Genomic DNA, 23,631 nt, shown 5'->3' on the forward strand with positions numbered 1-23,631 from the left:
CCGCTCAGCGCAGGTCGCGCAGGCAGGACCAGGCGGAGGCCACCGGCCGGTAGCCGAGGCGGGTGTTGACCGCCAGTATCGGCGCGTTGGCCTCATCGTTGGAGGTGTAGGCGGTACGCACTCCGTTGCCGGCGGCCCGGTGCAGCGCGGCCTGCTTGGTCAGTCGGGCCAGCCCCCGCCCCCGGTACTCCGGCCGGGTCGCGGTGAAGTCCGACCACATCCGGTCGCCGTCCCGCTTGACCAGGCTGAGCGCGACCAGCGTGCCGTCGACCTCGGCGACCGTGCCGGCGTCCCGGTCCAGCCCCGGGTTGTCCCAGCACTCCGACCGCCATAGCGAGTAGCTGGTCGCGTCCACCGGCACGTCACCCGGCTCGCCCGTCGCGGCGGCGGCGTCGAGGAGGTAGATCTGGTACGGGTCGCGACCGGTGAGCGGGAGCAGCCGTACCCCGGTGGGCGGCTCGGGCATCGGTGGGGCCGGGTGCAGGTCGAGTGCCGAGTAGCGCAGCTCCCGGCTGGGGGTGAACCCGTGCCGGCGGGCGTACGACAGCGAGTCGGTCTGCACCCAGGTCCGCACCCGGCGGACCCGCAGCGATGCCAGGTGGGCCAGCGCGGCGGTGAGCAGTGCGGTGCCGGCACCCCGGCCCCGGTACTCCGGATGCACGTGCAGGGTGGAGACGTCCCCGAAGTCCGGCACGGAGGTGTGCGCGTTCCGGTACGCCGAGGCCCAGCCGACGAGCTGATCGTCCGCCTCGACCACCCAGGCCGTCCAGCTCTCCTCGGGTGGTGGCTGGGCGATCATCTGCCGGGTCGACACGACGCCCCGCACCAGGTACGGATGGACCAGGGACCGCAGCGCCACCACCCCGGGCGCGTCGTCGGGCCGGGCGGTGCGGAGGTGCCACCCCACCCCCGGTTGGCCGGTGGACCGTGCGGCGTGGTCGCGGGCGGGCGGCAACTGGGGCCGGCGCTCCCGCTCGGTGCTGGTCGGCACGGGCTGCGGTGCAACGGCGTCAGGCATGCCCGCGAGCGTAGGTACCGGCCGGAGTCCACAGCCACACCTTTTCCCCACCGGTCGTCCCGATGACTCTGGGTAACACCTTTCTCTGGCTGCGACTTTCCCACTCTCCGTAATCCCCAGTCGACTCCTGCCCTGTCACCCTCGCTCCCTTTGCTCTGCTGCCATGGAGGCGACAGGCGGTTGAGCTGCTGCTGCGCGTTTGCTGCTCGGGCGGATGCGGCGTCAAGTCGGTCACCCTCGGTGCCTGTCGCGTGGATGGCAGCAGAGCAAAGCGGGTGAACTTGGGTGGGGTGGGGTCGACGAAATGTTGCTGAGGGTGATGGTTGCGGTCGACGTTCAGCCGTCGCGTGTGGGTGCCCGGTGGGCAGGGGCGGCCCGGCTCACGTGGCCGGGGCGTGCGGCCCAGGCCGGAAACCGGGCGGGGCAGGCCGGAAACCGGGCGGCGCAGGCCGGTGCAGGGGTCAGGCGGACTGTCGGATCACCAGCTCCGTCGGCAACACCACCGCCCGCTCCACCTCCGCACCGTCGGCGAGGGCCAGCAGCAGCCGGGTCATCTTCCGGCCCAACTCGACGATCGGCTGCCGCACGGTGGTCAGCGGCGGCTCGGTGTAGGCGGCCGTCTCGATGTCGTCGAAACCGATCACCGCGACGTCCTCCGGTACCCGCCGGCCCGCCTCGTGCAACGCCCGCAGGGCGGCGTGCGCCATCAGGTCGGAGGCGGCGAAAACCGCATCCAGATCGGGGTACGCGGCGAGCAGCCGACGCATCGCGATGGTCCCCGACTCGCGGGTGAAGTCGCCGTACTCGATCATCTGGGGCAGGCCGGCGGCGACGACGGTGTCCCGGTAGCCGGCGAGCCGTTCGATGCCGGCGACCATGTCCTGCGGGCCCGCGATGGTGGCGATCCGGCGGCGACCGTTGTCGATCAGGTAGCGGGTCGCCCTGGCGACCCCCCCGATGTGGTCCACGTCGATGTACGGCACGTCGGCGGCGTCCAGCGGCCGGCCGCTGCACACCACCGGTATCCCCAGCCGGGCGAGTCGGCCGGGCAGCGGGTCCTCCCCGTGCAGCGAGGCGAACAGCACCCCGTCGACGTGCCGGCCGGTGGTGTACCGGGTGACCCGGTCGTGCCCGGCGGGCGAGCCGGCCAGCATCAGCACCAACTGCTTGTCGGCGGCCTCCAACTCCTGGGCCGCGCCCCGGATGAGCCCGGGGAAGACCTGGTCGTCGGAGAAGACCCGGGTGGCCGCCTCCGGCAGCACCAGGGCGACCGAGTCGGTCCGCTGGGTGACCAGGCTGCGGGCGGCCAGGTTCGGCACGTACCCCAGCTCAGCCACCGCCCGACGGACCGCCTCCTGGATCGGCTCGGCGACCGTGGTGGAGCCGTTCACCACCCGGGACACCGTCGCCCGGGACACGCCGGCCTGCCGGGCGACCTCCTCCAGGGTGGGGCGCTGTGCCGCCGTCATACCCGTTACCACCGCCTCGTCACAGCCCGTTCCGGGAGATCACCTCCTGGTACCACCGGGCGCTCGACTTCGGGGTGCGCCGCTGGTTCAGATAGTCGACGTGGACGATCCCGAACCGCTTCCGATAGCCCTCGGCCCACTCGAAGTTGTCCAGCAACGACCATACGAGATAGCCGCGCAGGTCGACGCCGCGGGAGATGGCCTCGTGCGCGGCCCGCAGATGCCCGTCGAGGTAGGAGATCCGGTCGGTGTCGTCGATCCGGCCCGATCCGTCGGCGTCGAGGCCGGCACTGTCGTCCGGGAACGCGCCGCCGTTCTCCGTGATCATCAGTGGCAGCCCGGGATAGTCGGTGCCGATCCGCACCAGCAGCCGGGTCAGCCCGGCCGGCTCGATCTGCCAGCCCATGTCGGACACCGGCCCGCTGGCCGGCAGGAACTCCACCGCCCCCTCGGTGCCCGGGTAGGCGCTGCTGCCGCCCCCGTCCGGGCGGCCCGCGACATAGGTCGGTGAGTAGTAGTTGATCCCGAGCAGGTCCAGCGGCGCCGCGATGATCTTCTCGTCGCCGGGCCGGATGAACGTGGGCTCCACCATCCGGGCGACGTGTTCGAGCACGTCGGCGGGGTAGCCGGCCCCGGTCAGCGGGTCCAGGAAGATCCGGTTCTGGAGGCCGTCGACGAGACGTACCGCGGCGGCGTCGGCGGCGCTGTCCGGGTCGGCCGGTGCGACGTCCGCCGGGTTGAGGGTGATCCCGACCGTCTGCGCGCCCGCCGACCGCAGCGCCCGCGCCGCCAACCCGTGCCCCAGCAACAGATGGTGTACGGCCCGGAACGCCGCCCCGGCGTCCTGCACGCCGGGGGCGTGCACCCCGTTGCCGTACCCCAGGTACGCCGAGCACCACGGCTCGTTGAGCGTCGTCCAGGTGCGGATGCGGTCACCGAGCCGGGCGTGCACGGCCAGGGCGTAGTCGGCGAAGTGCTCGGCGGTCTCCCGGCTGGTCCAGCCGCCCCGGTCCTGCAGACCCTGAGGCAGGTCCCAGTGGTAGAGCGTGACGATCGGGTCGATGCCCCGGTCGAGCAGCGCGTCGGTCAACCGGTCGTAGAAGTCCAGGCCGCGCGGGTTGACCGGGCCGGTGCCGTCCGGCCTGATCCGGGGCCAGGCCACCGAGAACCGGTACGCGGCCAGACCCAGCTCGGCCATCAGCGCCACGTCGTCGGCGTACCGGTGGTAGTGGTCGCAGGCGACGTCACCGGTGTGCCCGGCGAACACCTTGCCCGGCGTACGGCTGAAGGTGTCCCAGATCGACTCGCCGCGACCGTCGTCCCGGGCCGCGCCCTCGATCTGGTACGCGGCGGTCGCCGCGCCCCACACGAAGCCCTCCGGAAATCGAACCTCATTCACGCGGCTACCTCCTTCGTTCGCGACTGCGGGGCTCGCAAGATCGGCTCACTCCTCGCGCTCACGCGGTGCTCCCTTTCGTTCGCGACTGCGGGGCTCGCAAGACCGGCTCACTCCTCGCGCTCACGCTTTGACCGCACCTTCCATGATGCCGCCGATGATCTGGCGGCCGAACACGACGAACACCAGCAGCAGCGGCAGCGTCGCGATCGCCGTGCCGGTGAACACCTGTGACATGTCCTGGTAGTAACCGTCGGAGAGGGCCCGCAGCGACAACTGCACGGTCGGGTTCTCCGGGTCGTTGAGCACAGCGTACGGCCAGAGGAAGTCGTTCCAGGTGGTCATGAACGTGAGCAGGCCGAGCACGGCGGCGGCGGGCCGCAGCGCGGGCAGCACCACGTTCCAGTAGATCCGCAGCGTGTGGCAGCCGTCGACCCGGGCCGCCTCGATCAGCTCGGTGCTGACCGCCTGGGCCGCGTACTGGCGCATCATGAACACGCCGAATCCGGTGACCAGGGCCGGGACGATCACCGCCGGCAGCCGGTCGTTCCAGTTCAGCTTGGTCATCAGCAGGTACAGCGGGATGACCCCGAGCTGGGTGGGCACCATCATGGTGGCAATGATGATCATGAGTAGCGCGTTGCGTCCCCGGAACCGCAGCTTGGCGAAGGCGAACCCGGCCAGGGTGGAGAAGAGCACCACCGAGAAGGTGACGCTGACCGCGACGATCGTCGAGTTGACCAGGCCGGTGAGGAAGTGCGCGTCGGGGTTGGCGAAGAGCCGGGTGATGTTCGCGCCGAGGTTGCCGCCGGGGGTGAGCGGCGGCGGCACCTGGCCCATCGCGTCGCTGCTGCGGCTGGCGACCACGAACATCCAGTAGATCGGGAAGATCGACAGCAGGGCGGTGAGCGTCAGTGCCGGGTAGGTGAGCCGGCCGGCCGACCAGATGCGGTTCATCGGTCCCCCTTGCGGGCGCCGCCGCCGAGCCGGCGCAGGATCAGTACGTTGATCGCCGCGACCACCGCGATCAGGGCGAAGAGCAGCCAGGCGACGGCCGAGCCGTAGCCGAAGTTGTAGTGCGGGGCGAAGGCGTTCTCGAACATGTACATGGTCATCGTCTGGGATTCGCGCAGCGGCCCGCCCCGGATCGCGTTGGTGCCGGAGTTGAACAGCCGGGGCTCGGTGAACAGTTGTAGTCCGCCGATGGTGGAGATGATCACCGCGAAGATGATCGTGGGTTTGAGCAGCGGCACGGTGATCGACCAGAACTGCCGGGCCCGGCCGGCCCCGTCGATGGAGGCGGACTCGTACAGGTCGCGGGGGATGGCCTGCATCGCGGCCAGGAAGATCAGCGCGTTGTAGCCGGTCCACCGCCAGTCGACCATGGCGGAGATCGCCGTCCAGGCGGCGAACCGGTTCGCCTTCCAGTCGATCGCGTCGACGCCGACCAGGTCGAGCAGCCAGTTGATCATGCCGAACTCGCGGCCGAAGAGCACCGCGAAGACGATCGCCACCGCCGCCGTCGAGGTCACGTTGGGCACCAGCACCGCCATCCGCCAGGTGGTCCGCGCCCGCAGCCGGCGGTTGAGCAGGTTGGCCAGCCACAGGGCGGCGAGCAGCTGCGGCACCGTGGAGAGGACGAAGATGCCCAGCGTGTTCACCACCGAGTTCCAGAAGTCGGCGTCGGCCAGCAGCTGGGTGTAGTTCTGCGCGCCCACGAAGGCCGGGTCCACCCCCAGCAGGTCCCAGTCGTGCAGCGACACCCAGAACGTGTACGCCAGCGGATAGAGCCCGAAGATCGCGAAGAGCAGGAAGAACGGCGTCACGTACAGGTAGGGCGAGTACCTGACGTCGAGCCGGGCCAACCGGTGCTCCCGCTCGGGCCGTCTGCTCCGGGTCCGTACCGCCCCCGGCGGCGGACCGTCGACCTGAACAACCATCTCCCGTGCTCTTCCTCTCGTGGTCCCGGCCTGCACCTGCCCGCCCGTCCGCGGGGCGGGGCCACGGCGTGGACCCGTGACCCCGCCCCGCACGGGGTTACTTGGCGGCGGCCTTGCGGGCGTTGGTGGTGGCGTCGGTCCAGCCCTGGGCGGGGTTGCGCTGACCCAGCTCGACGGTGCGTACGGCGTTCTCCACCTCGGTGCGGACGGCCTGGTTCTTGGGGCCCATGTAGACCGGCTTGAGGCTCTTCGCACCGGCGGCGAAGATCTTGCCGACTGGGGCGTCGGAGAAGTACGCGTTGGTCGAGCCGACGACCGCCGGGTCGTCGAGCGCCTGCGGGGACGACGGCAGCGGCCCCTTCTCCTGGAACGCGCCGATCTGGCCCTTGGCGCTGGTCAGGAACTTGGCCAGCTCGATCGCCTCGGCCTGGTGCCGGCTCTGCTTCGGCACCGCCAGGTAGGAGCCGCCCCAGTTGCCGCCGCTGCCGGGCACCTGGGCGATGTCCCACTTGCCCTTGGCGTCCGGGCCGGCGTTGCCCTCGATCACCCCGGTCATCCAGGCCGGGCAGGCGATGGTGGCGAACTTGGCCTGCTTGAAGGCCGACACCCACTCCTCCGACCAGGCCCCGTACCGGCCGGACAGGCCGGAGTCGATGATGTCGACGGTGGTGTCGTACGCCTGGCGTACCGCCGGATTGCTGTCGACCACCAGCTTGTCGGCGGTGTCGTAGTAGCTGTAGCCGGTGGTGTTGCCGGCGGTCTGCAACAGGATGGTGTTGAAGGTGTTGGTGGCGGCGTCGAGGAAGGCCGCGCCGGTGTTCCTGGCCTTGAACTGCTCGCCGACCCGTACGTAGTCCTGCCAGGTGGGCCAGAGCTTGGACACGGCCTCCCGGTCGGTGGGCAGGCCGGCGGCGGCGAAGAGGTCCTTGCGGTAGCAGATCGCCATCCCGCCGACGTCCGTGCCCAGCCCGATGAGCTGCTTGCCGTCGGCGGTCAGCCCGCCGTTCCACTTCCACTCCAGGAAGTTGCCCTTGAGGTCGGCGGCGCCGTGGTCGAGCAGGTTGACGAAGTTCTGCGGGTTGGCCTTGTACTCGACCAGCAGCCCCTCCTCGATGGCGACCACGTCACCGGCGCCCTTGCCGGCGGCGAGCCACTGGGTGAGCTTGGGGGAGTACTCGTCGAGGTTGCCGCCGGTGCCCCGCTCCACGATCTTGATGCCGGGGTGGTCGGCCTCGTACTGCCGGTAGAGCTTCTCGTAGCCGAACTGGCCGAACACGTCGACGGTCAGCGTGACCGGTCCGCCGTCGGCGGCCTCGTCGTCGCCGCCGCAGGCGGTGGTGGTGAGCAGTGCGGTGGTGGCCACCAGGGCGATCGCCGCGAGACGGCGGCGGGTAAAGACACCCATGGGTCGGACCCCTCTCAGGTCGGGTGGTGGGGTGTGGACCTGCGTATGAGCGGGCCGTACGGATCGTCGGCCCGGATTCGATCTCTGCGAGAGAGCGCTCTCACGACAGGGTGGTGGGTCGATGGACTCCTGTCAAGAGAGCGCTCTCTCGGGTCGTCGCCGAACTGCGGGGCCGCCCGCCCGAGCTACACCGGGAACGCCGAGAGCGGCCGTCCCGGAGCTACGCCGTGCGCAACGACCCCGATCCACGCCGGGAACGCCGAGAGCGGCCGTCCCGGTCGGAACGGCCGCTCTCGGTACACGGCATGTGGTGGCGGGCGGGCGTCAGCCGACGCGCAGGCCCTCCAGCAGGGAACGGTCCCCCGCCACCCCGAGGGTGTCGAAGCTGACCCGGCCCCACAGCGCCAACAGCAGGTCGCTGGCCGAGCCGGTGACCTGCACCCGGGCGTGGTGGTCGTCGTGCCCGAAGACCGTCGCGGTGTCCAGCAGGGCCACCCCCTCGCCGCGCATCCGCAGGTACCAGTCCTGGGCGGCGTCGGTCGCGGTCAGGTGCACCACCCCCTGCCACTGCCCCCGGTTGCGCCGACGGCCGGACGGCAGCCAGGTGTCCAGCACCTCGCTCACCCCGTCGGCGGCGAGCTTCGTCTCGATCGGGTCACCGGCGGCGATGGCGAGCTGGGCGTCCCACCGGTGCACCGCCGTCTCGTGCGCCACCCGACGCGGCCAGAAACCGGCCTTCTTCGGCTGCGGCATCGGGTTCCAGGCCGGGGCCTCCGGGTCGAGCGTGTCGAACAGGGTCACCAGCTGGTCGTACTCGTGCTGCCAGAGCTGGAGCGGGGACACCCCGGCGGGCAGCTCGGCGGTCTCGTCGCGGCGGGCCGGCTGGGCGGTGTCACCGGCACCGGCGAAGGAGTGCACCCAGTGGTAGAGGCCGGCCAGGTGCAGGGCGAGATCGGACACCGTCCACCCCGGGCAGGACAGCACGGGTGTCTCCGGCGGGGCCTCGGCCACGGCCGCGGCGAACGCCGGGCCGTCGACCCGGAGCGCTCCCAACCAGAAGTCCTTCGTAGCGTGCAGTCTGCTCATCGCAATCCTCCCCGGGGTGACCCGGCGACCAGTGGGTGCCGTGGCTACCCCTCAGCCTAGGGTGAAAGGCGTGTCAGACGTCTACGCCAAACCGACAACGAGCGCCGAACCCGCCGATCCGGCCGCCCTGGCGGAATACACCACCCTGCGCCTCGGTGGCCCCGCCACCCGGTTGGAGACCGCGACCAGCGCCGACGAGATCGTCCGCCGGGTCCGCGAGGCGCACCGCCGCGACGAAGCGGTGCTGGTCCTGGCCGGTGGCAGCAACGTGGTCGTCGGAGACGCCGGCTTCCCCGGCACCGTCGTGCTGGTCCGGTCGCGGGGGTTCACCGTGGTCGCCGAGGACACCGACACCGTCACCGTACGGGTCGAAGCCGGCGAACCCTGGGACGACCTCGTCGCCGCCACCATCGGCAACGGCTGGTCCGGCCTGGAGTGCCTCTCCGGCATCCCCGGCTCGGCCGGCGCCACCCCCATCCAGAACGTCGGCGCGTACGGCCAGGAGGTCGCCGAACGGATCACCGCCGTCCAGGTGTACGACCGCGCCGAGGACCGGCTCACCACCGTCGCCGCCCCGGACTGCGGGTTCGCCTACCGGGGCAGCATCTTCAAGTACAGCGACCGCTGGGCGGTGCTCTCGGTCGACTTCCGGCTGGACCGCTCGCCGCTGTCCGGGCCGGTCCGCTACGCCGAACTGGCCCGCTCGCTCGGCGTCGAGGTCGGCGACCGGGTGCCGTTGACCGCCGCCCGGGACACGGTGCTGACCCTGCGCGCCGGCAAGGGCATGGTGCTCGACCCCACCGACCCGGACACCTGGTCGGTCGGCTCGTTCTTCACCAACCCGGTGCTCGACCGGGCGGCGTACGACCTGCTGCGGGAGCGCGCCGCCGACCTCGGCGACCCCCCCTCCTGGCTCTGCCCCGGTGACCTGGTGAAGGTCAGCGCCGCCTGGTTGATCGACAAGGCGGGCTTCGCCAAGGGCCACCCCGGCCCCGGTGGCACCGCCATCTCGGGCAAGCACACCCTGGCCCTGACCAACCACAGCGGCACCGCCCGTACCGCCGACCTGATCGCCCTCGCCCGCGAGATCCGCGACGGCGTGCACACCCGCTTCGCCGTCCCCCTCCACCCCGAACCCGTCCTCATCAACTGCACCCTCTAACCCACCCCAGCCCCCTCCCACCCCGCCGGCCCCGCCCGCCCCGCCCGTGTTGATCAAGAGGTTTGCGTCATCCTCGCCCGCCCCCGTGACGCAATCCTCTTGATCACCGAGCCCATCCCGTGGGGGCGGCGTGCGTGGCGGAGTGGCCGGGGCCGGTGGGCGTGATCAAGAGGTTTGAGTCGTTCGCGGGTGGCCGGCTGACGCAAACCTCTTGATCACCGGTGCCGCCCCCGTCGGGGTGGGGCGGGCCGGGCCGGGCCGAGTGGTCGGGTGATCAAGAGGTTTGCGTCACGCTGCTGGCGGATTTTGACGCAAAGCTCTTGATCAACACGGGCAGGCGCGGGGGGTGCGGGGCGGGGCGGGGCGGGGTGGGGTGGTCAGGTGGGGGTGAGGGTGGGCCAGGGGAGGGTTAGTTCGCCGTGGCGCCAGCGGTGGGGGCGGTCGAGGACGGGCCAGCCGGTGGACCGGAGGGTGTGGACGGCGGCCAGCCAGCGTTGGCGGGGACCGAACGGGGCCAGCCCGGCGGCGGCGTGCCAGGCGTCGTCCAGGGCGCGGAGCAGGGCGTGGATGCGTTCACCTGGCACGTTGCGGTGGATCAGCGCCTTCGGTAGGCGCTCGGCCAACCGGGCCGGGCTCTCCAGCGTGGCCAGCCGGGCGGCCAGGGTCAGCGTCCGGGGGCCGGTGGAGTCGATCAGCAGCCAACCGGCCAGCCGGCCCAACTCGTCGCAGGTGCCCTCGACCAGCACCCCGCCCGGGGCGAGCCGGTCGGTGACCGTCCGCCAGGCGTCGGCGACCTCGCGCTCGTCGTACTGGCGGAGCACGTTGAACGCCCGGACCACGGTGGGCCGTAACCCGGCCAGTTCGAAGCCGCCCCGGGCGAACGTCAACCCCGGTGGGTCGGCGGCCGGCGCGGCGGCGGCCACCCGTACCGGATCGATCTCCAGGCCGACCACCCGGACGTCGGGGCGGACCCGGGCGGCCAGCCGGCCGCGCAGCTCGACGGCGGTGACCGGGGTGGCACCGTAACCGAGGTCCACCACCAGCGGGTCGGCGGCGGCCCGTAACCGGTCGCCGCAGGTCTCGACGATCCAGTTGTCGACCCGGCGGAGCCGGTTCGGGTTCGTCGTCCCCCGGGTCACCAACCCCACCGGCCGCTGCCGGCCCCGGTCAGCCATCCCGGGTCACTGCCCGACCCGGTGCACCTTGTGCTGGGCGGCCTGGGCCAGCGGGCGGACCACCAACCGGTCCACGTTGACGTGGTGGGGGAGCGTGGCGCACCAGGCGATGCACTCGGCGACGTCCTCGGCCACCAGCGGCTGCGCGACCCCGGCGTAGGTGGCGTCGGCCTTCCCGGCGTCCCCGCCGAAGCGGTTCAGGCTGAACTCGTCCGTGCGGACCATCCCGGGGTCGATCTCGACCACCCGCACCGGCCGGCCGCACAGCTCCAGCCGCAGGGTGCCCGCCACGGCGGTCTGCGCGTGCTTGGCCGCGCTGTAGCCGCCCCCACCCTCGTAGACGGTGAAACCGGCGGTGGACGAGACCACCACGACCGTCCCGGTCCCGGAGCGCTCCAGGGCCGGCAGCAGGGCCTGGGTGACCCGCAGCGTGCCGAGCACGTTGACGTCGTACATCCACTGCCAGTCGGCGACCGAGCCGGACTCCACCGGGTCGAGCCCGCGGGCCCCACCGGCGTTGTTGACCAGCAGGGTGACCGGCCCGGGGGCGTCGGCGGCGGCGCGGGCCAGCCCGGCCACCGACTCGTCGGAGGTGACGTCGCAGGCCACGGCGGTGGCGCTGCCGCCGGCCGCCGCGATCCCGGCGACCAGGTCGGCGAGCCGGTCGGTGCGGCGGGCGGCGGCGAGCACGTGGAAACCCTCGGCGGCGAGCCGGCGGGCGGTGGCCGCGCCGATCCCGCTGGACGCCCCGGTGACGATCGCGACAGAGGTCATCCGGCCATTCTCACCCTGGCGGCGGGGCTGGCCGCCCCGGGTCCCGTGATGAGGTCCGTCACGCCCGCGACCCGGGGCGAAGTATTTCCGAAGCCCGATGGGGAAGATTGCATCCGGCGTGAAGGTTGACCGAGGAGCGCCGGTCGTGCGGGACGGCATCAACCGTGACAGAGGGAGCGGACGTGGCGGATCAGCACATCGGTGTCGGTCGTCAGCGGGGTGCCCTGCCGTGGCCCCGGCCCCGTCGCATCGCCACCCTGTCGGTGCACACCTCGCCGCTGCACCAACCGGGCACCGGCGACGCGGGCGGCATGAACGTCTACATCCTGGAGGTCGCCAGGCGGCTCGCCGAGGCGAACGTCGAGGTGGAGATCTTCACCCGGGCCACCTCGGGTGACCTGCCACCGGTGGTGGAGATGGCCCCCGGGGTGCACGTCCGGCACGTCACCTCCGGCCCGCTGGAGGGGCTGACCAAGGAGGAGCTGCCCGGTCAGCTGTGTGCCTTCACCGCCGGGGTGCTGCGCGCCGAGGCGGCCCGCCCACCGGGGCACTACGACCTGATCCACTCGCACTACTGGCTGTCCGGGCAGGTCGGCTGGCTGGCCAAGGAGCGCTGGGGGGTGCCGTTGGTGCACACCGCGCACACCCTGGCCAAGGTGAAGAACGCCCAGCTCGCAGCCGGTGACCGGCCGGAGCCGAAGGCCCGGGTGATCGGTGAGGAGCAGGTCGTCGCCGAGGCCGACCGGCTGGTGGCGAACACCCGGGTGGAGGCGTCCGACCTGATCGACCGCTACGCCGCCGACCCGGCCCGGGTGGCGGTCGTCGAACCGGGGGTGGACCTGGACCGGTTCCGTCCCGCCGTCGGGGACCGGGCCGCCGCGACCCGCGCCGCCCGCCGCCGGCTGGGCCTGCCCACCGGGGGGTACGTCGTCGCGTTCGTCGGCCGGATCCAGCCACTGAAGGCCCCCGACGTGCTGGTCCGTGCGGTCGCGGCGTTACGCGAGCGGGATCCGGCCCTCGCCGAGCAGGTGACCGTGGTGATCTGCGGTGGCCCGAGCGGCAGCGGCCTGGACCGGCCCACCTCACTGATCGAGCTGGCCGCTTCGTTGGGGGTCGCCGACCGGGTCCGGTTCCTGCCGCCGCGCACCGGGGACGACCTGCCCGCCCTCTACCGGGCCGCCGACCTGGTGGCGGTGCCCTCACACAACGAGTCCTTCGGGCTGGTGGCCCTGGAGGCGCAGGCCTGCGGCACCCCGGTCGTGGCCGCCGCCGTGGGTGGCCTGGTGACCGCCGTGCGGGACGAGGTCAGCGGCGTGCTCGTGCACGGCCACGACCCGACCGACTGGGCCCGTACGCTGGCCCGGCTGCTGCCCGACCGGGCGGGCCGGGAGGCGTTGGGTCGGGGGGCGGCCCGGCACGCCCGCAGCTTCTCCTGGGAACGCACCGTGTCCGGGCTGCTCGCCGTGTACGGCGAGGCGGTCACCGGGCACCGGGCACGGTTGGCGGCCCGGCTGGCCGAGGGTCCGGCCCTGACCGGATCCTGGTGACCGGGCCGGATCCGTGGCGCAGTCACCAGGATCCAGGGTGCGGTCGCCGGACCGGGGGGCGGTGACCGGGCGCTGTCCGGTGGGTTCGTCACCCCGGCCGTAGAGTGGGTCCGATGAGCGCGAAGAGCGAGCTGGCGGCCCTGATCGAGGCGGTCTGCACCGAGCGGGAGCTGGAGTGGGAGGCCACCGGCGAGGGGTCGTACGCGGTCACCCTGCCCGGCACCCACAAGCTCAAGACGATCTGCAACCTGATCGTCGGGGAGCACGCGCTGCGGGTCGAGGCGTTCGTGATGCGTCAGCCCGACGAGCGGCGCGAGGAGCTGTGGGCGTGGCTGTTGCAACGCAACGCCCGGATGTACGGCGTCGCGTTCTCGATCGACGCGGTCGGGGACGTCTACCTCACCGGCCGGGTCAACCCGTCCGGGGTCGACGCCGACGAGCTGGACCGGTTGTTCGGTGCGGTGCTCAGCTATGCCGACGAGTCCTTCGACACCATGTTGGAGATCGGTTTCGGCAGTTCGATCCGCCGGGAGTGGGAGTGGCGGGTCAAGCGGGGCGAGTCGACCGCTAACCTCGCCGCCTTCGCCCACCTCTTCACCCCGTCCTCGGGAGGTTCGGACCGGTCCTGACGGGTATGCCGCACCGCTGCGGTGCGGCAGTGTGGGACCCGCCGCAGGCCGAGGACGGACTGTCGAGGAGCGTGTCATGGCTCAGCGGAACAGCTCAGGTCGCGGCGCGTCGGCGACCAGGACCACGCGTCAGGCCGGCAACCAGACCCCGAACACGCCGGGTATCTCCGAGTCGGAGATCTCCCGGATGAGGGTCGACGACATCCGGGGTCAGTTGCGCCGCCGGGGAGTCTCCGGGATCTCCGCGTTGCGCAAGCCGGACCTGGTGAAGACGCTCGCGCGGACGTTGCGCGCGGAGGGTCGGGCCGGCGGTGCCGCCCGACGCAGCACCGGCCCGTCCGGCCGGGCGCCGGCCAGGAAGAGCGCCGGGTCGACCGGTGCCGGTAAGGGCACCTCCACCCGGCGGGGGACCTCGGCACGGGCCAAGGCGGCTCCCGCCCCGGCCCGTAAGGCGACCCCCATCGCCGCCCGGCGGCCGGCGGCCTCATCCTCCCGGGCCAAGGCGACTCCTTCCCGGGCCAAGGCGATTCCCTCCCGGGCCAAGGCGACGCCGACCGCACGGGCGAAGACGTCGGCGGCGTCCCGGGCGAAGACGTCGGCCCCGTCCCGGGCGAAGGCGTCGGCGGCGTCCCGGTCGGGACGAGCCGCCCTGTCGCGGCCGGGAGCGAAGGCGGCACCGGCAAGGGCCGCCACCCGCGCTGCGGGCGTGCGTACCGGGCGGTCCACCTCGCGGTCGGTACGGTCCTCACAGCTCATCACCTCCCCGGCGGACCGGCCGGAACGCCCGGGGCGCAGCCTGGTCACCACCAACCACCAGGTGATCCGGAACTGGGCCGCAGCACGCGGGGCCAGGCCGGCCACCATCGTCGGCACCGAGCGGGTGGGCCGGCCGGGGGTGCTCACGTTCGACCTCCCGGGTTACCGGCAGAGCCGGCAGGTGCGGGTGGTCAGTTGGGACGACTGGTTCCGGACGTTCGACAGCCGCAGGCTGAACCTGATCTTCCAGGAGCAGCTGCGGGACGGCCGGCAGAGCAACTTCTTCCGCACCGAATCACCCGATCGGGAAGACGGCTGAGGGGTTTGCGGGAATCGCTGCCGGGTAGCCGCGTGTTGGCAGTCACGAGAGCCGGAAACGGCGTCAGCGCAGCTGGGACGGCCGGTGCTGTGACCGGCGGAACAGTGCTCGCGGGTTGAATCCGGAATCTGGGCGAACTAACTTTATTGCACCGCGTCACGCTCGGAAACGTTCGGGGGAGCGGCGGATCGATCAGATCCGTGCACCGGGCGAGGCGCGCATCGGGTGGAGCACACCGTTGGGGGACGGTGCCATCCGGGAACCGGCGGCGCGAGCGGGCGACGCTTACGGGGGTGAGGGTCGCCCGCCGCCGCCGGGCAGGCGGTACGAGCGCCCACCGCGACTTCCGGTCGCGGTGGGCGCTCTGCCGTTGCCGGTTCCTTCGTGGGCGGGCGGTGCCAGGCCCGGATGGGCGGGTAGCGCCACGTCGGAGTGTCCGCCGGACCTGTATGGGCGGGCGGTGCCAGGTCCGGCGCGGGTAGCGAGCAGATGACCTGCCCACGAGATCGCTGGGCCTGTGTTGCCGGGCCGTCGCCCGGGTACGGGTAGCCCCGGGTCCGGCTGCGGCCACTCCGGTACCCGTCTCCCGATGCTCGTTGCGTCCTTTCGAGCTGATGCCGTTGACGATTCAGGGGCGGTGGCACCTCACCCACGTGGTCCGCCTGCCCGATGCGGGTACACACCTCCCGGTGAGGTGAGTCGTTTGCGTCATCAGCTCCAAAGGACGCTGATGGGGTATGCCTACGCTCTCGCGACTGCCCGGTGTGCGGTCCCGGGCGGGTCCGGGTCGTCGACCCGGGTGAGCCGCCGTGTTCGGGCCGGCTCGGGTGGGCGCGCTGGTGTCGTACTCAGGCGGGGGTGCGGGCGCCGACCGGCTCGGCGGGTGCGGTCGCGGCGGCCTCGGCCGACTGCGGGGGAGGCGGTTGGACGGCGGTGACCGGCACGACCGGGGCCCCGGGGTGGCGCAGGCGGGCCGCCCGACGTTCCCGGGCCGGCCCGGAGAGCAGGTGGGCCAGCGCGGTCGCCATGCCGATCGCGGCGCAGCCCAGCCAGAGTGCGCCGTTGCCGGCGTGTTCCCGGACCACCCCGCCGAGCACCGGGGCGACCGCCCCGGCAACCTGCCAGGACAGCGAGAAGACACCCTGGTAGCGCCCCCGCAGCTCGGCCGGGGAGAGTTCGGCGATCAGGGTGGCGTTGGACGGGGAGTTGAGCATCTCGCCGAGCGTCCAGATCAGCACGGTGAGGCCGAAGAACCAGGCGGCGTCGGCGAACGCGGTCAGCCCGAAGCCGACGCCCATCACCACCGAGGCGAGGGCGAGCACGTGCGAGCGGCTCCGGCCCCGGATCAGCCGGGGGACGAAGAGCTGGCCCGCCACGATCAGCACCCCGTTGAGCGCGATCACCGAGCCGTAGGTGGCGGGGGAGAGCCCGGCGTCGCCCATCGCGATCGGCAGCATCGAGATGTGCTGGAGGAAGACCAGCGCGCCGAACAGGTTGAGCACGACGAACCCCAGGAACACCCGGTCGGCGGCGATGGTGCGCAGCGCACCCACCCGGGGCGGGCCGCTCGTCGCACCCTTGACGGCGCTGGTCGTCGGGGCGCGGCGGGTCTCGCCGACCTTGACGAAGATGATCAGCGCGGTGGCCAGGGTGGTGGCCGCGTCGACCACGAACAGCAGCAGGTAGCCGGCCTCGGCGGCGAGGCCGGCGAGCACTGCGGCGCAGGCGAAGCCCAGGTTGATCGCCCAGTAGTTGAGCGAGAACGCGCGCAACCGGTCCCGCTCCGGCACCACGTCGATCATCATGGCCCCGAACGCCGGCCGGGCGGCCTCGGCGAACGTGCCGAGCAGCAGCGCACCCACCGCCACCGCCCAGAGGGGTCGGGCGAAGCCGAGCGACAGCATCATGGTGGCCGCGCCCAGGTGGGCGGTGAGCAGGGTCGGCCGCCGCCCCCACCGGTCGACCAGGGTGCCGCCCACGGTGGTGCCGACCGCGCCGCCGACCCCCCACAGGCCGATCACCAGGCCGGCCTGGGCGGCGGAGAAGTGGCGGGCCTGGGTCAGGTAGATGGCGAGGAAGACCAGCACGAACGAACCGAGCCGGTTGATCAGGGTGCCGGTCCAGAGGTACCAGAAGGTCCTCGGTAGTCCACCTGTGGTCTCCCGGAACCAACCCCGTACCGTCCGCACGCCCGCGCCCCCGCTCAGGTAATGACTGTTGCCCTCGTAGCGCCTTACAACCTAGTTCCGGGGTCTGACACCGGTCACCCGCTTTTCCACGTGGTGGTCGTCACCACCACTGCCCGCGTGTCCCCGCGCCGCGTGCGGCAGGATGATCGGCATGACTGCGAGCGAGGGACCCACCGTCGGGACGCTGGTCCTGCTGCGGCACGGCGAGAGCGACTGGAACGCGAAGAACCTCTTCACCGGCTGGGTGGACGTCGACCTGACGGCCAAGGGCGAGTCGGAGGCCCGCCGTGGCGGCGAGCTGCTGCGGGAGCACGACCTGCTGCCGGACGTGGTGCACACCAGCGTGATGCGCCGGGCGATCCGCACCGCCGAGCTGGCGCTGAACGCCGCCGACCGGCACTGGATCGCGGTGCGCCGGTCGTGGCGGCTCAACGAGCGGCATTACGGCGCCCTGCAGGGCAAGAACAAGAAGCAGACCCTGGACGAGTACGGCGAGGAGCAGTTCATGCTCTGGCGTCGCTCGTACGACACGCCGCCGCCGCCGATCGCCGACGACGACGAGTTCTCCCAGGTCGGCGACCCGCGGTACGCGTTGCTGCCGACCGAGCTGATGCCGCGCACCGAGTGCCTCAAGGACGTGGTGGAGCGAATGCTCCCCTACTGGTACGACTCGATCGTGCCGGACATCCTCGCCGGCCGCACCGTCCTGGTGGCGGCGCACGGCAACTCGCTGCGCGCCCTGGTCAAGCACCTCGACCAGATCTCCGACGAGGCGATCGCCAAGCTGAACATCCCCACCGGCATCCCGCTGCGCTACGACCTCGACCCGCAGCTGCGCCCCATCACCCTGGGCGGGGCCTACCTCGACCCGACGGCCGCCAAGGAGGCCGCCGCCGCGGTCGCCAACCAGGGCCGCTGACCCGCAGTGAAGTGCTCCCCGCCCGGCGGAGGTCGCCGGGCGGGGAGCACTTCCCGTCGCGCGGTGCGGGTCAGCTCGTGGCGGGGACGGTCTCCCCGGTGATCAGGTAGACCACCCGCTCGCCGGCGTTCACCGCGTGGTCGGCGAACCGCTCGTAGAACCGGCCGAGCAGGGTGGCGTCGATGGCCGTCTCCACCCCGTACGGCCACCCGTCGCCGAGCAGCACCCCGAACAGGCTCTTGTGCAGGTCGTCCATGACGTCGTCGTCGCGGTCCAACTCGGCGGCGATGTCGGCGTCGGGGTTGGCCAGCACCTTGCCGATCTTCTCGGCCATCCGGTCGGCGACCGACGCCATGTCGGTGAAGACCGGCCGCAGCTCGGCCGGCACCGCCGGGGACGGGTGCCGGCGCAGGGCGGTCTTCGCCACGTGGTCGGCCAGGTCGCCCATCCGCTCCAGGTCGGCCGCGACGTGCAGGGCGGTGATCATCGCGCGCAGGTCGGAGGCGACCGGCGCCTGCCGGGCGAGCAGGTCGCAGACCCGCTCCTCGACGTGTTGGTAGAGGTCGTCGATCTCGGCGTCCCGCGCGATCACGGTCTCGGACGCCTCGCGGTCGGCGGTGAGCAGCCCGCGGGTGGCCTGGCGCATCGCGGCGCGCACCCCCTCCGCCATGTCCACCAGCAGTTGGCTGACAATCTGCAGGTCGGCCCGGAACTCGTCGCGCATCGTCACTTCCTGGGGTCGGTGCCGCCGGCAGCCCCGAGGACCGTCGGCGTACGGGTTGAGCAGGTGCGGGACCCACCGTAGGCGGGGGCGACGGACCGCAGATGAACCCGGGTGAACGACGCGGGGCCCGGGAGTGAATTTCTCCCAAAGCGAGTGTGTTTCGTCCCGTTATGGGCGATAGCCAGGTTAACAATGACCCTACGATCGCCGGGTGGAGTGGGCGGTGGCGATCGTGGTGGCCCTGGGGACCGGACTGGTCGCCGGGCTGCTGCTGGCCCGACCCGTCCACGACTGGCGGCGTCGGATGACGCCGTCCGGGAGCGAGGGCTCCCGCTGGAACCTGGGGAGGCGTGCGATTCCCGACGACCAGTCCGGCGGGCTGACCGGGCTCGGCCGCAAGACCATCGACTCACTCCGCGCCGGTGTCGTGGTGCTCGGCCCGGACGACGTGCCGGTGCTGGTGAACCCGGCCGCCCGGGCGATGGGACTGCTCCGTACCGGCGCCACCCCCGGCACCATCGCGGCCCATCCGCTGATCCGTACCCTCGCCGGGCAGGTCCGGCGGACCGGGGTGCGGCGCGAGATCGAGCTGGACCTGCCCCGGGGTCGCGACAACGCCGGGGAGAACCCGCTCGGCGTGCACCTGCGGGCGATGGGCATCGGCGGCGGGTACATCGCCGTCGAAGCCGCCGACGTCACCGAGTCGCACCGGCTGGCCCGGGTGCGGCGGGACTTCGTGGCCAACGTCAGCCACGAGCTGAAGACCCCGATCGGCGCGCTGCAACTGCTCGCCGAAGCCCTCGTCGACGCCACCGAACCGGCCGACGGCGCACCCGACCTCTCCGAGGACATGCTTGCCGCCCGCCGGTTCGCCGAACGCATCCAACACGAGTCGACCCGGCTCGGCCGGCTGGTGCAGGAGCTGCTGGAACTGACCCGGCTCCAGGGCGCCGAGCCGCAACCCGCGCCGGAACCCGTCGCGGTCGACTGGGTGATCGCCGAGGTGCTCGACCGGACCCGCACCTCGGCCGCCGCCCGCCGGGTCCAGGTGATCACCGAAGGACAGCGGGGACTGACCGCGTACGGCAGCGACAGCCAGCTCGCCACCGCCGTGTCCAACCTGGTGGAGAACGCGATCACCTACTCCGGTGAGGACACCACCGTCCGGGTCACCACCCGGGCGGACGACGACCACGTCACGGTCTCCGTCACCGACCAGGGCATCGGCATCGCCCCCACCGACGTCGACCGGATCTTCGAACGGTTCTACCGGGCCGACCAGGCCCGGTCCCGCGCCACCGGTGGCACCGGCCTCGGCCTGGCCATCGTCAAACACATCGCCAGCAACCATGGCGGCCGGGTGGAGGTGGCGAGCACCCTGGGAGGGGGCTCGACGTTCACCCTCCGGCTACCCGCCGGCCCGCCGGACGCCCTGGAGACGATACTGCCGTCCGCTGGGATCGAGCCCGGCCCGGCCGAACTGCGCCGGTCCTGACCGTAGGAAAGGAAACACCCCGTTGAGCCGCGTACTGGTGGTCGAGGACGAGGAGTCGTTCTCCGACGCCTTGTCGTACATGCTCCGCAAGGAGGGATTCGAGGTCTCCGTCGCCGCGACGGGCACCTCCGCCCTCACCGAGTTCGACCGGACCGGCGCGGACATCGTGCTGCTCGACCTGATGCTTCCGGAGATGTCCGGGACGGAGGTCTGCCGGCAGCTGCGCCAGCGCTCGCACGTGCCGATCATCATGGTGACCGCCCGGGACAGCGAGATCGACAAGGTGGTCGGGCTGGAGATCGGCGCCGACGACTACGTCACCAAGCCGTACTCGCCCCGGGAGCTGGTGGCCCGGATCCGGGCGGTGCTGCGCCGGCAGAGCCCCGAGGTGACCGAGTCGGGTGCGCCGACGTTGGCCGCCGGCCCGGTCCGGATGGACATCGAGCGGCACGTGGTGACCGTCGACGGGACGACCGTGCAGCTCCCGCTCAAGGAGTTCGAGCTGCTGGAGCTGCTGCTGCGCAACGCCGGCCGGGTGCTCACCCGGGGGCAGCTCATCGACCGGGTCTGGGGTGCCGACTACGTCGGTGACACCAAGACCCTGGACGTGCACGTCAAGCGGCTGCGATCCAAGATCGAACCGGAGCCGTCCGCGCCCCGGTTCATCGTCACCGTGCGCGGGCTGGGCTACAAGTTCGAGCCGTAGGCCGGCGGCGCACGGCGTTCACCCCTGCGGGCTGGCCGGGTGCGGGGCGATCTGACCCTGGCCCAGCCGGGCCGCGCACAGCTCGGCCAGCCTCGCGTACGCGGGTGCGCCGATCAGCGCGGTCAGCTCCGGGCCGTACGACAGGTACATCGGCTCGGTGCCGACGTGTGCGTCGGTCGACGAGGTGCACCACCAGTCCAGGTCGTGCCCGCCGGAACCCCAGCCCCGCCTGTCGAACTCGGCGAGCGTCGACACCAGCACCTTGGTGTCGTCGGGCCGCTTGGTCCACTCCTGGTCCCGGCGGATCGGCAACTGCCAGCACACGTCCGGCTTGTATTCCAGCGGGTGCACGCCGTCGCGCAGCGCCTGGCCGTGCAGGGCGCACCCGCCCCCGCCGGGGAAGTCGGCGTCGTTGAGGAACACACACGGGGCGTCCTCACCCCGGGTGGCGGTACGCCGGGCCGGATTCTTGCCGTCGATGGTGTCGGTCGCGGTCCAGTTCTTCGTACCCCTGCGGAAGTGCTGCCAGGTCTGCGGGGTGAGCCGCTTGACGGCCGCGCGGACCCGCTTCTCGTCGTCGGTGTCGGTGAAGAACGCGCCGTGCGAGCAGCAGCCGTCAGCGGCCCGGCCGGCGACGATGCCGTGGCAGCCCTGGCCGAACACGCACGTCCAGCGGGACAGCAGCCAGGTGAGGTCGGCGCGGACCAGGTGCCGCTCGTCGGCCGGGTCGACGAACTCGATCCACTCCCGGGGAAAGTCCAGCCCCACCTCCCGGCTGCGGGGGTCGCCGGGGTCGTCCACCAGCACGTGCAGCTCCACCTGGCTCGTCACCCGGACCAGCGTACGCGCGCCCGGTGCGGCCGGCCGGCGTGCCACCGAAACCCGGTGGCCCTAGGGTCTTCCCATGCGGCTGGGTGTGCTCGACGTCGGTTCCAACACGGTTCATCTGCTGGTGGTCGACGCCCACCACGGCGCGCACCCGTGGGCGGCGCACTCCGAGAAGGTGGTGCTGCGACTGGCCGAGCAGATCGGCCCGGACGGCGCGCTCACCCGGGCCGGCGCGGACGGGCTGGTCGAGGCGGTCGGCGCGGCGCGCGCGTCGGCCACCGCGCTGGCCGCCGACGACCTGCTGGCCTTCGCGACCAGCGCGGTGCGGGAGGCCACCAACGCGGCCGAGGTGCTGACCCGGGTGCGGGAGGAGACCGGCGTACGGCTGGAGGTGCTCTCCGGTGCGGACGAGGCGCGGGCGACGTTCCTCGCGGTGCGACGGTGGTTCGGCTGGTCGGCGGGGCGGTTGCTGGCGATGGACATCGGCGGCGGCTCGCTGGAGCTGGCGGCCGGCATCGACGAGGACCCGGAGGTGGCGGTGTCGCTGCCGTTGGGGGCCGGCCGGTTGAGCCGGGACCGGCTGCACGTCGACCCGTCCGGGCTGACCCCACCGACCGCCGAGGCCGTGGAGGAGTTACGGGAGTACGTCGACGCGCAGCTCGACCCGGTGGTGGAGAAACTGGCCGGGGTGGGCTGGGAACGGCCGGTCGCCACGTCGAAGACCTTCCGGACGCTGGCCCGGTTGGCCGGGGCGGCCCCCTCCTCGGCGGGGCTGTGGGCGCGGCGCAGCCTCACCCGCCCGGGGGTGCGGCAGGTGTTGGGGTTCGTCCGGCACATCCCACCGGGCAAGCTCTCCGGGCTGGAGGGGGTCAGCGCCGGGCGGGCCCACCAACTGCTGGCCGGGGCGGTGGTGGCCGAGGCGGTGCTGCGCCGGTTCGACGTGCCGGCGGTGGACATCTGCCCGTGGGCGCTGCGTGAGGGCGTCATCCTCAGACGGTTGGATCAGCTCGAACCGATGTGACGTACGCCGGTGGTTGCGCGGCTTTTGCGGTTGCTCGTCCGGAACTGTGGTGGCGGGCCGGGCTACCCTCGGGGATGTGACTTCCCGCGTCCCGGTGCTCCTGTCCAGTTCCTCGGTCTTTCCTGAGCGGACCGCGGCGGCGTTCCAGCTCGCCGCGGCACTCGGCTACGACGGGGTCGAGGTGATGGTCTGGACCGACGCCGTCAGCCAGGATGCCGGCGCGCTGCGTGGCCTCGCCAAGCACTACGGCGTCCCGGTGCTGTCCGTGCACGCCCCCTGCCTGCTGGTCACCCAGCGGGTGTGGAGCCCCGACCCGTGGGAGCGGCTGCGCCGGGCCGCCGAGTTGGCCGACACGCTGGAGGCGCCCACGGTGGTGGTGCACCCGCCGTTCAGCTGGCAGCGCGACTACGCCCGGAACTTCGCCGACGGGTTGGGCACCGTCGCCGACCGGTTCGGCGGGGTGCGCTTCGCGGTGGAGAACATGTACCCGGTGCGGATGGCCGGGCGGCAGTTCGTGCCGTACGTGCCCGGCTGGGACCCGACCGAGGTCGGCTACCCCTCGTACACGCTGGACCTGTCGCACTGCGCCGCGTCGCACGCCGACCCGCTGGCGATGGCCGACCGGATGGGGGCCGGCCTGGCCCACGTCCACCTCGGCGACGGCACCGGCGAGGGGCGCGACGAGCACCTGGTGCCCGGCCGGGGCAGTCAGCCCTGCGCCGAGCTGCTCCGCTCATTGGCCGGGCGCGGCTTCACCGGCTCGGTCGCGGTGGAGGTGACCACCCGGGGCGCGAAGAGCCGGGCCGTCCGCGAGGCCGACCTGCGCGAGTCCCTCGCCTTCGCCCGCGCCCACCTCACCGCCCCCTCGCCGCTCAACGCCTAACCCCCCCCACCCCCCTCCCACCCCCACTTCGCCCCGGTGATCAAGAGGTTTGCGTCATGTTCGGGCGGGCGGGGTCAAGGGGTGAGTGCAATCGTTAGGGGACGATGAGTTGTGCGAGGCGTTGGGCTGGTGTGTTCCAGTCGAGTGTTTCGCGGGGTCGGGTGTTGAGTTCGTGGGCGACTTCGTCGAG

21 protein-coding genes are annotated in these 23,631 nt (G+C 72.3%); 9 read left to right on the forward strand and 12 right to left on the reverse strand.

What is annotated here, in order from left to right; all coding sequences use genetic code 11:
* Positions 1-4: 4 nt before the first annotated feature.
* From JQN83_RS15850 to JQN83_RS15880, 7 genes are all read right to left on the reverse strand, one after another.
* Positions 5-1,018, reverse strand: a complete 1,014-nt coding sequence (locus JQN83_RS15850; protein WP_208567899.1) for a GNAT family N-acetyltransferase — start codon at positions 1,016-1,018, stop codon at positions 5-7.
* Between the two features lie 461 nt (positions 1,019-1,479).
* Positions 1,480-2,487, reverse strand: coding sequence for a LacI family DNA-binding transcriptional regulator (locus tag JQN83_RS15855; protein WP_208567900.1), 1,008 nt, complete (start codon positions 2,485-2,487; stop codon positions 1,480-1,482).
* A gap of 19 nt (positions 2,488-2,506) precedes the next feature.
* A complete protein-coding gene (locus tag JQN83_RS15860) occupies positions 2,507-3,886 on the reverse strand; it encodes a GH1 family beta-glucosidase (RefSeq protein ID WP_208567901.1) in 1,380 nt (459 codons plus the stop codon).
* Positions 3,887-4,006: 120 nt separating this feature from the next.
* Positions 4,007-4,840, reverse strand: coding sequence for a carbohydrate ABC transporter permease (locus JQN83_RS15865; protein WP_208567902.1), 834 nt, complete (start codon positions 4,838-4,840; stop codon positions 4,007-4,009).
* Positions 4,837-5,823 carry a carbohydrate ABC transporter permease gene (locus JQN83_RS15870; RefSeq protein ID WP_208567903.1) on the reverse strand — a complete coding sequence of 329 codons (987 nt, stop codon included), beginning with the start codon at positions 5,821-5,823 and terminating at the stop codon, positions 4,837-4,839. Before JQN83_RS15870 ends, JQN83_RS15865 begins: the two co-directional genes overlap by 4 nt.
* A gap of 97 nt (positions 5,824-5,920) precedes the next feature.
* The gene (locus JQN83_RS15875; RefSeq protein ID WP_208567904.1) at positions 5,921-7,228 is read right to left on the reverse strand and encodes an ABC transporter substrate-binding protein; all 1,308 of its coding nucleotides are present in this window, start codon (positions 7,226-7,228) and stop codon (positions 5,921-5,923) included.
* Between the two features lie 324 nt (positions 7,229-7,552).
* A complete protein-coding gene (locus JQN83_RS15880; protein WP_208567905.1) occupies positions 7,553-8,314 on the reverse strand; it encodes a maleylpyruvate isomerase family mycothiol-dependent enzyme in 762 nt (253 codons plus the stop codon).
* Between the two features lie 70 nt (positions 8,315-8,384).
* On the opposite strand from JQN83_RS15880, the gene JQN83_RS15885 reads away from it, so the two are divergent.
* A complete protein-coding gene (locus tag JQN83_RS15885) occupies positions 8,385-9,476 on the forward strand; it encodes a UDP-N-acetylmuramate dehydrogenase (protein ID WP_208567906.1) in 1,092 nt (363 codons plus the stop codon).
* A 377-nt stretch (positions 9,477-9,853) separates the two neighbouring features.
* On the opposite strand, the gene JQN83_RS15890 is transcribed toward JQN83_RS15885, so the two are convergent.
* Both JQN83_RS15890 and JQN83_RS15895 read right to left on the reverse strand, forming a co-directional pair.
* Positions 9,854-10,651, reverse strand: a complete 798-nt coding sequence (locus tag JQN83_RS15890; RefSeq protein WP_208567907.1) for a class I SAM-dependent methyltransferase — start codon at positions 10,649-10,651, stop codon at positions 9,854-9,856.
* 6 nt (positions 10,652-10,657) lie between these two features.
* A complete protein-coding gene (locus JQN83_RS15895; RefSeq protein WP_208567908.1) occupies positions 10,658-11,425 on the reverse strand; it encodes an SDR family oxidoreductase in 768 nt (255 codons plus the stop codon).
* A 182-nt stretch (positions 11,426-11,607) separates the two neighbouring features.
* Between JQN83_RS15895 and mshA the strand changes: the two genes are divergently transcribed.
* From mshA to JQN83_RS34125, 3 genes are all read left to right on the forward strand, one after another.
* Positions 11,608-12,972, forward strand: a complete 1,365-nt coding sequence (gene mshA / locus JQN83_RS15900; RefSeq protein WP_208567909.1) for a D-inositol-3-phosphate glycosyltransferase — start codon at positions 11,608-11,610, stop codon at positions 12,970-12,972.
* Between the two features lie 113 nt (positions 12,973-13,085).
* A complete protein-coding gene (locus tag JQN83_RS15905; protein ID WP_208567910.1) occupies positions 13,086-13,601 on the forward strand; it encodes a type III secretion system chaperone family protein in 516 nt (171 codons plus the stop codon).
* Between the two features lie 286 nt (positions 13,602-13,887).
* Complete coding sequence (locus JQN83_RS34125; RefSeq protein WP_372444050.1) at positions 13,888-14,676, forward strand: hypothetical protein; 789 nt, start codon at positions 13,888-13,890, stop codon at positions 14,674-14,676.
* An 848-nt stretch (positions 14,677-15,524) separates the two neighbouring features.
* On the opposite strand, the gene JQN83_RS15915 is transcribed toward JQN83_RS34125, so the two are convergent.
* Entirely contained in the window at positions 15,525-16,865 is a 1,341-nt protein-coding gene (locus JQN83_RS15915; protein WP_208567912.1) for an MDR family MFS transporter, read from the reverse strand.
* A gap of 151 nt (positions 16,866-17,016) precedes the next feature.
* Here JQN83_RS15915 and JQN83_RS15920 point away from each other — a divergent pair, with 151 nt between their 5' ends.
* Positions 17,017-17,784 (forward strand): phosphoglyceromutase, encoded by a 768-nt coding sequence (locus JQN83_RS15920; RefSeq protein WP_208567913.1) that lies wholly within the window; start codon positions 17,017-17,019, stop codon positions 17,782-17,784.
* Between the two features lie 70 nt (positions 17,785-17,854).
* Here JQN83_RS15920 and phoU read toward each other — a convergent pair whose 3' ends face one another.
* A complete protein-coding gene (phoU, locus tag JQN83_RS15925) occupies positions 17,855-18,508 on the reverse strand; it encodes a phosphate signaling complex protein PhoU (RefSeq protein WP_208567914.1) in 654 nt (217 codons plus the stop codon).
* 211 nt (positions 18,509-18,719) lie between these two features.
* Here phoU and JQN83_RS15930 point away from each other — a divergent pair, with 211 nt between their 5' ends.
* Both JQN83_RS15930 and JQN83_RS15935 read left to right on the forward strand, forming a co-directional pair.
* Entirely contained in the window at positions 18,720-20,003 is a 1,284-nt protein-coding gene (locus tag JQN83_RS15930) for a sensor histidine kinase (RefSeq protein ID WP_208567915.1), read from the forward strand.
* Between the two features lie 22 nt (positions 20,004-20,025).
* Positions 20,026-20,709: a response regulator gene (locus JQN83_RS15935; RefSeq protein ID WP_091242387.1), complete on the forward strand. Its 684-nt coding sequence runs from the start codon at positions 20,026-20,028 to the stop codon at positions 20,707-20,709.
* Positions 20,710-20,727: 18 nt separating this feature from the next.
* Here JQN83_RS15935 and JQN83_RS15940 read toward each other — a convergent pair whose 3' ends face one another.
* Complete coding sequence (locus JQN83_RS15940) at positions 20,728-21,540, reverse strand: DUF3109 family protein (RefSeq protein WP_208567916.1); 813 nt, start codon at positions 21,538-21,540, stop codon at positions 20,728-20,730.
* Positions 21,541-21,613: 73 nt separating this feature from the next.
* On the opposite strand from JQN83_RS15940, the gene JQN83_RS15945 reads away from it, so the two are divergent.
* Both JQN83_RS15945 and JQN83_RS15950 read left to right on the forward strand, forming a co-directional pair.
* Positions 21,614-22,558 carry a Ppx/GppA phosphatase family protein gene (locus JQN83_RS15945; protein WP_208567917.1) on the forward strand — a complete coding sequence of 315 codons (945 nt, stop codon included), beginning with the start codon at positions 21,614-21,616 and terminating at the stop codon, positions 22,556-22,558.
* Between the two features lie 76 nt (positions 22,559-22,634).
* Entirely contained in the window at positions 22,635-23,441 is an 807-nt protein-coding gene (locus JQN83_RS15950) for a sugar phosphate isomerase/epimerase family protein (protein ID WP_208567918.1), read from the forward strand.
* The last annotated feature ends 190 nt before the right edge of the window (positions 23,442-23,631 follow it).

Source organism: Micromonospora antibiotica, from assembly GCF_017599305.1.
GTDB lineage: Bacteria > Actinomycetota > Actinomycetes > Mycobacteriales > Micromonosporaceae > Micromonospora > Micromonospora antibiotica.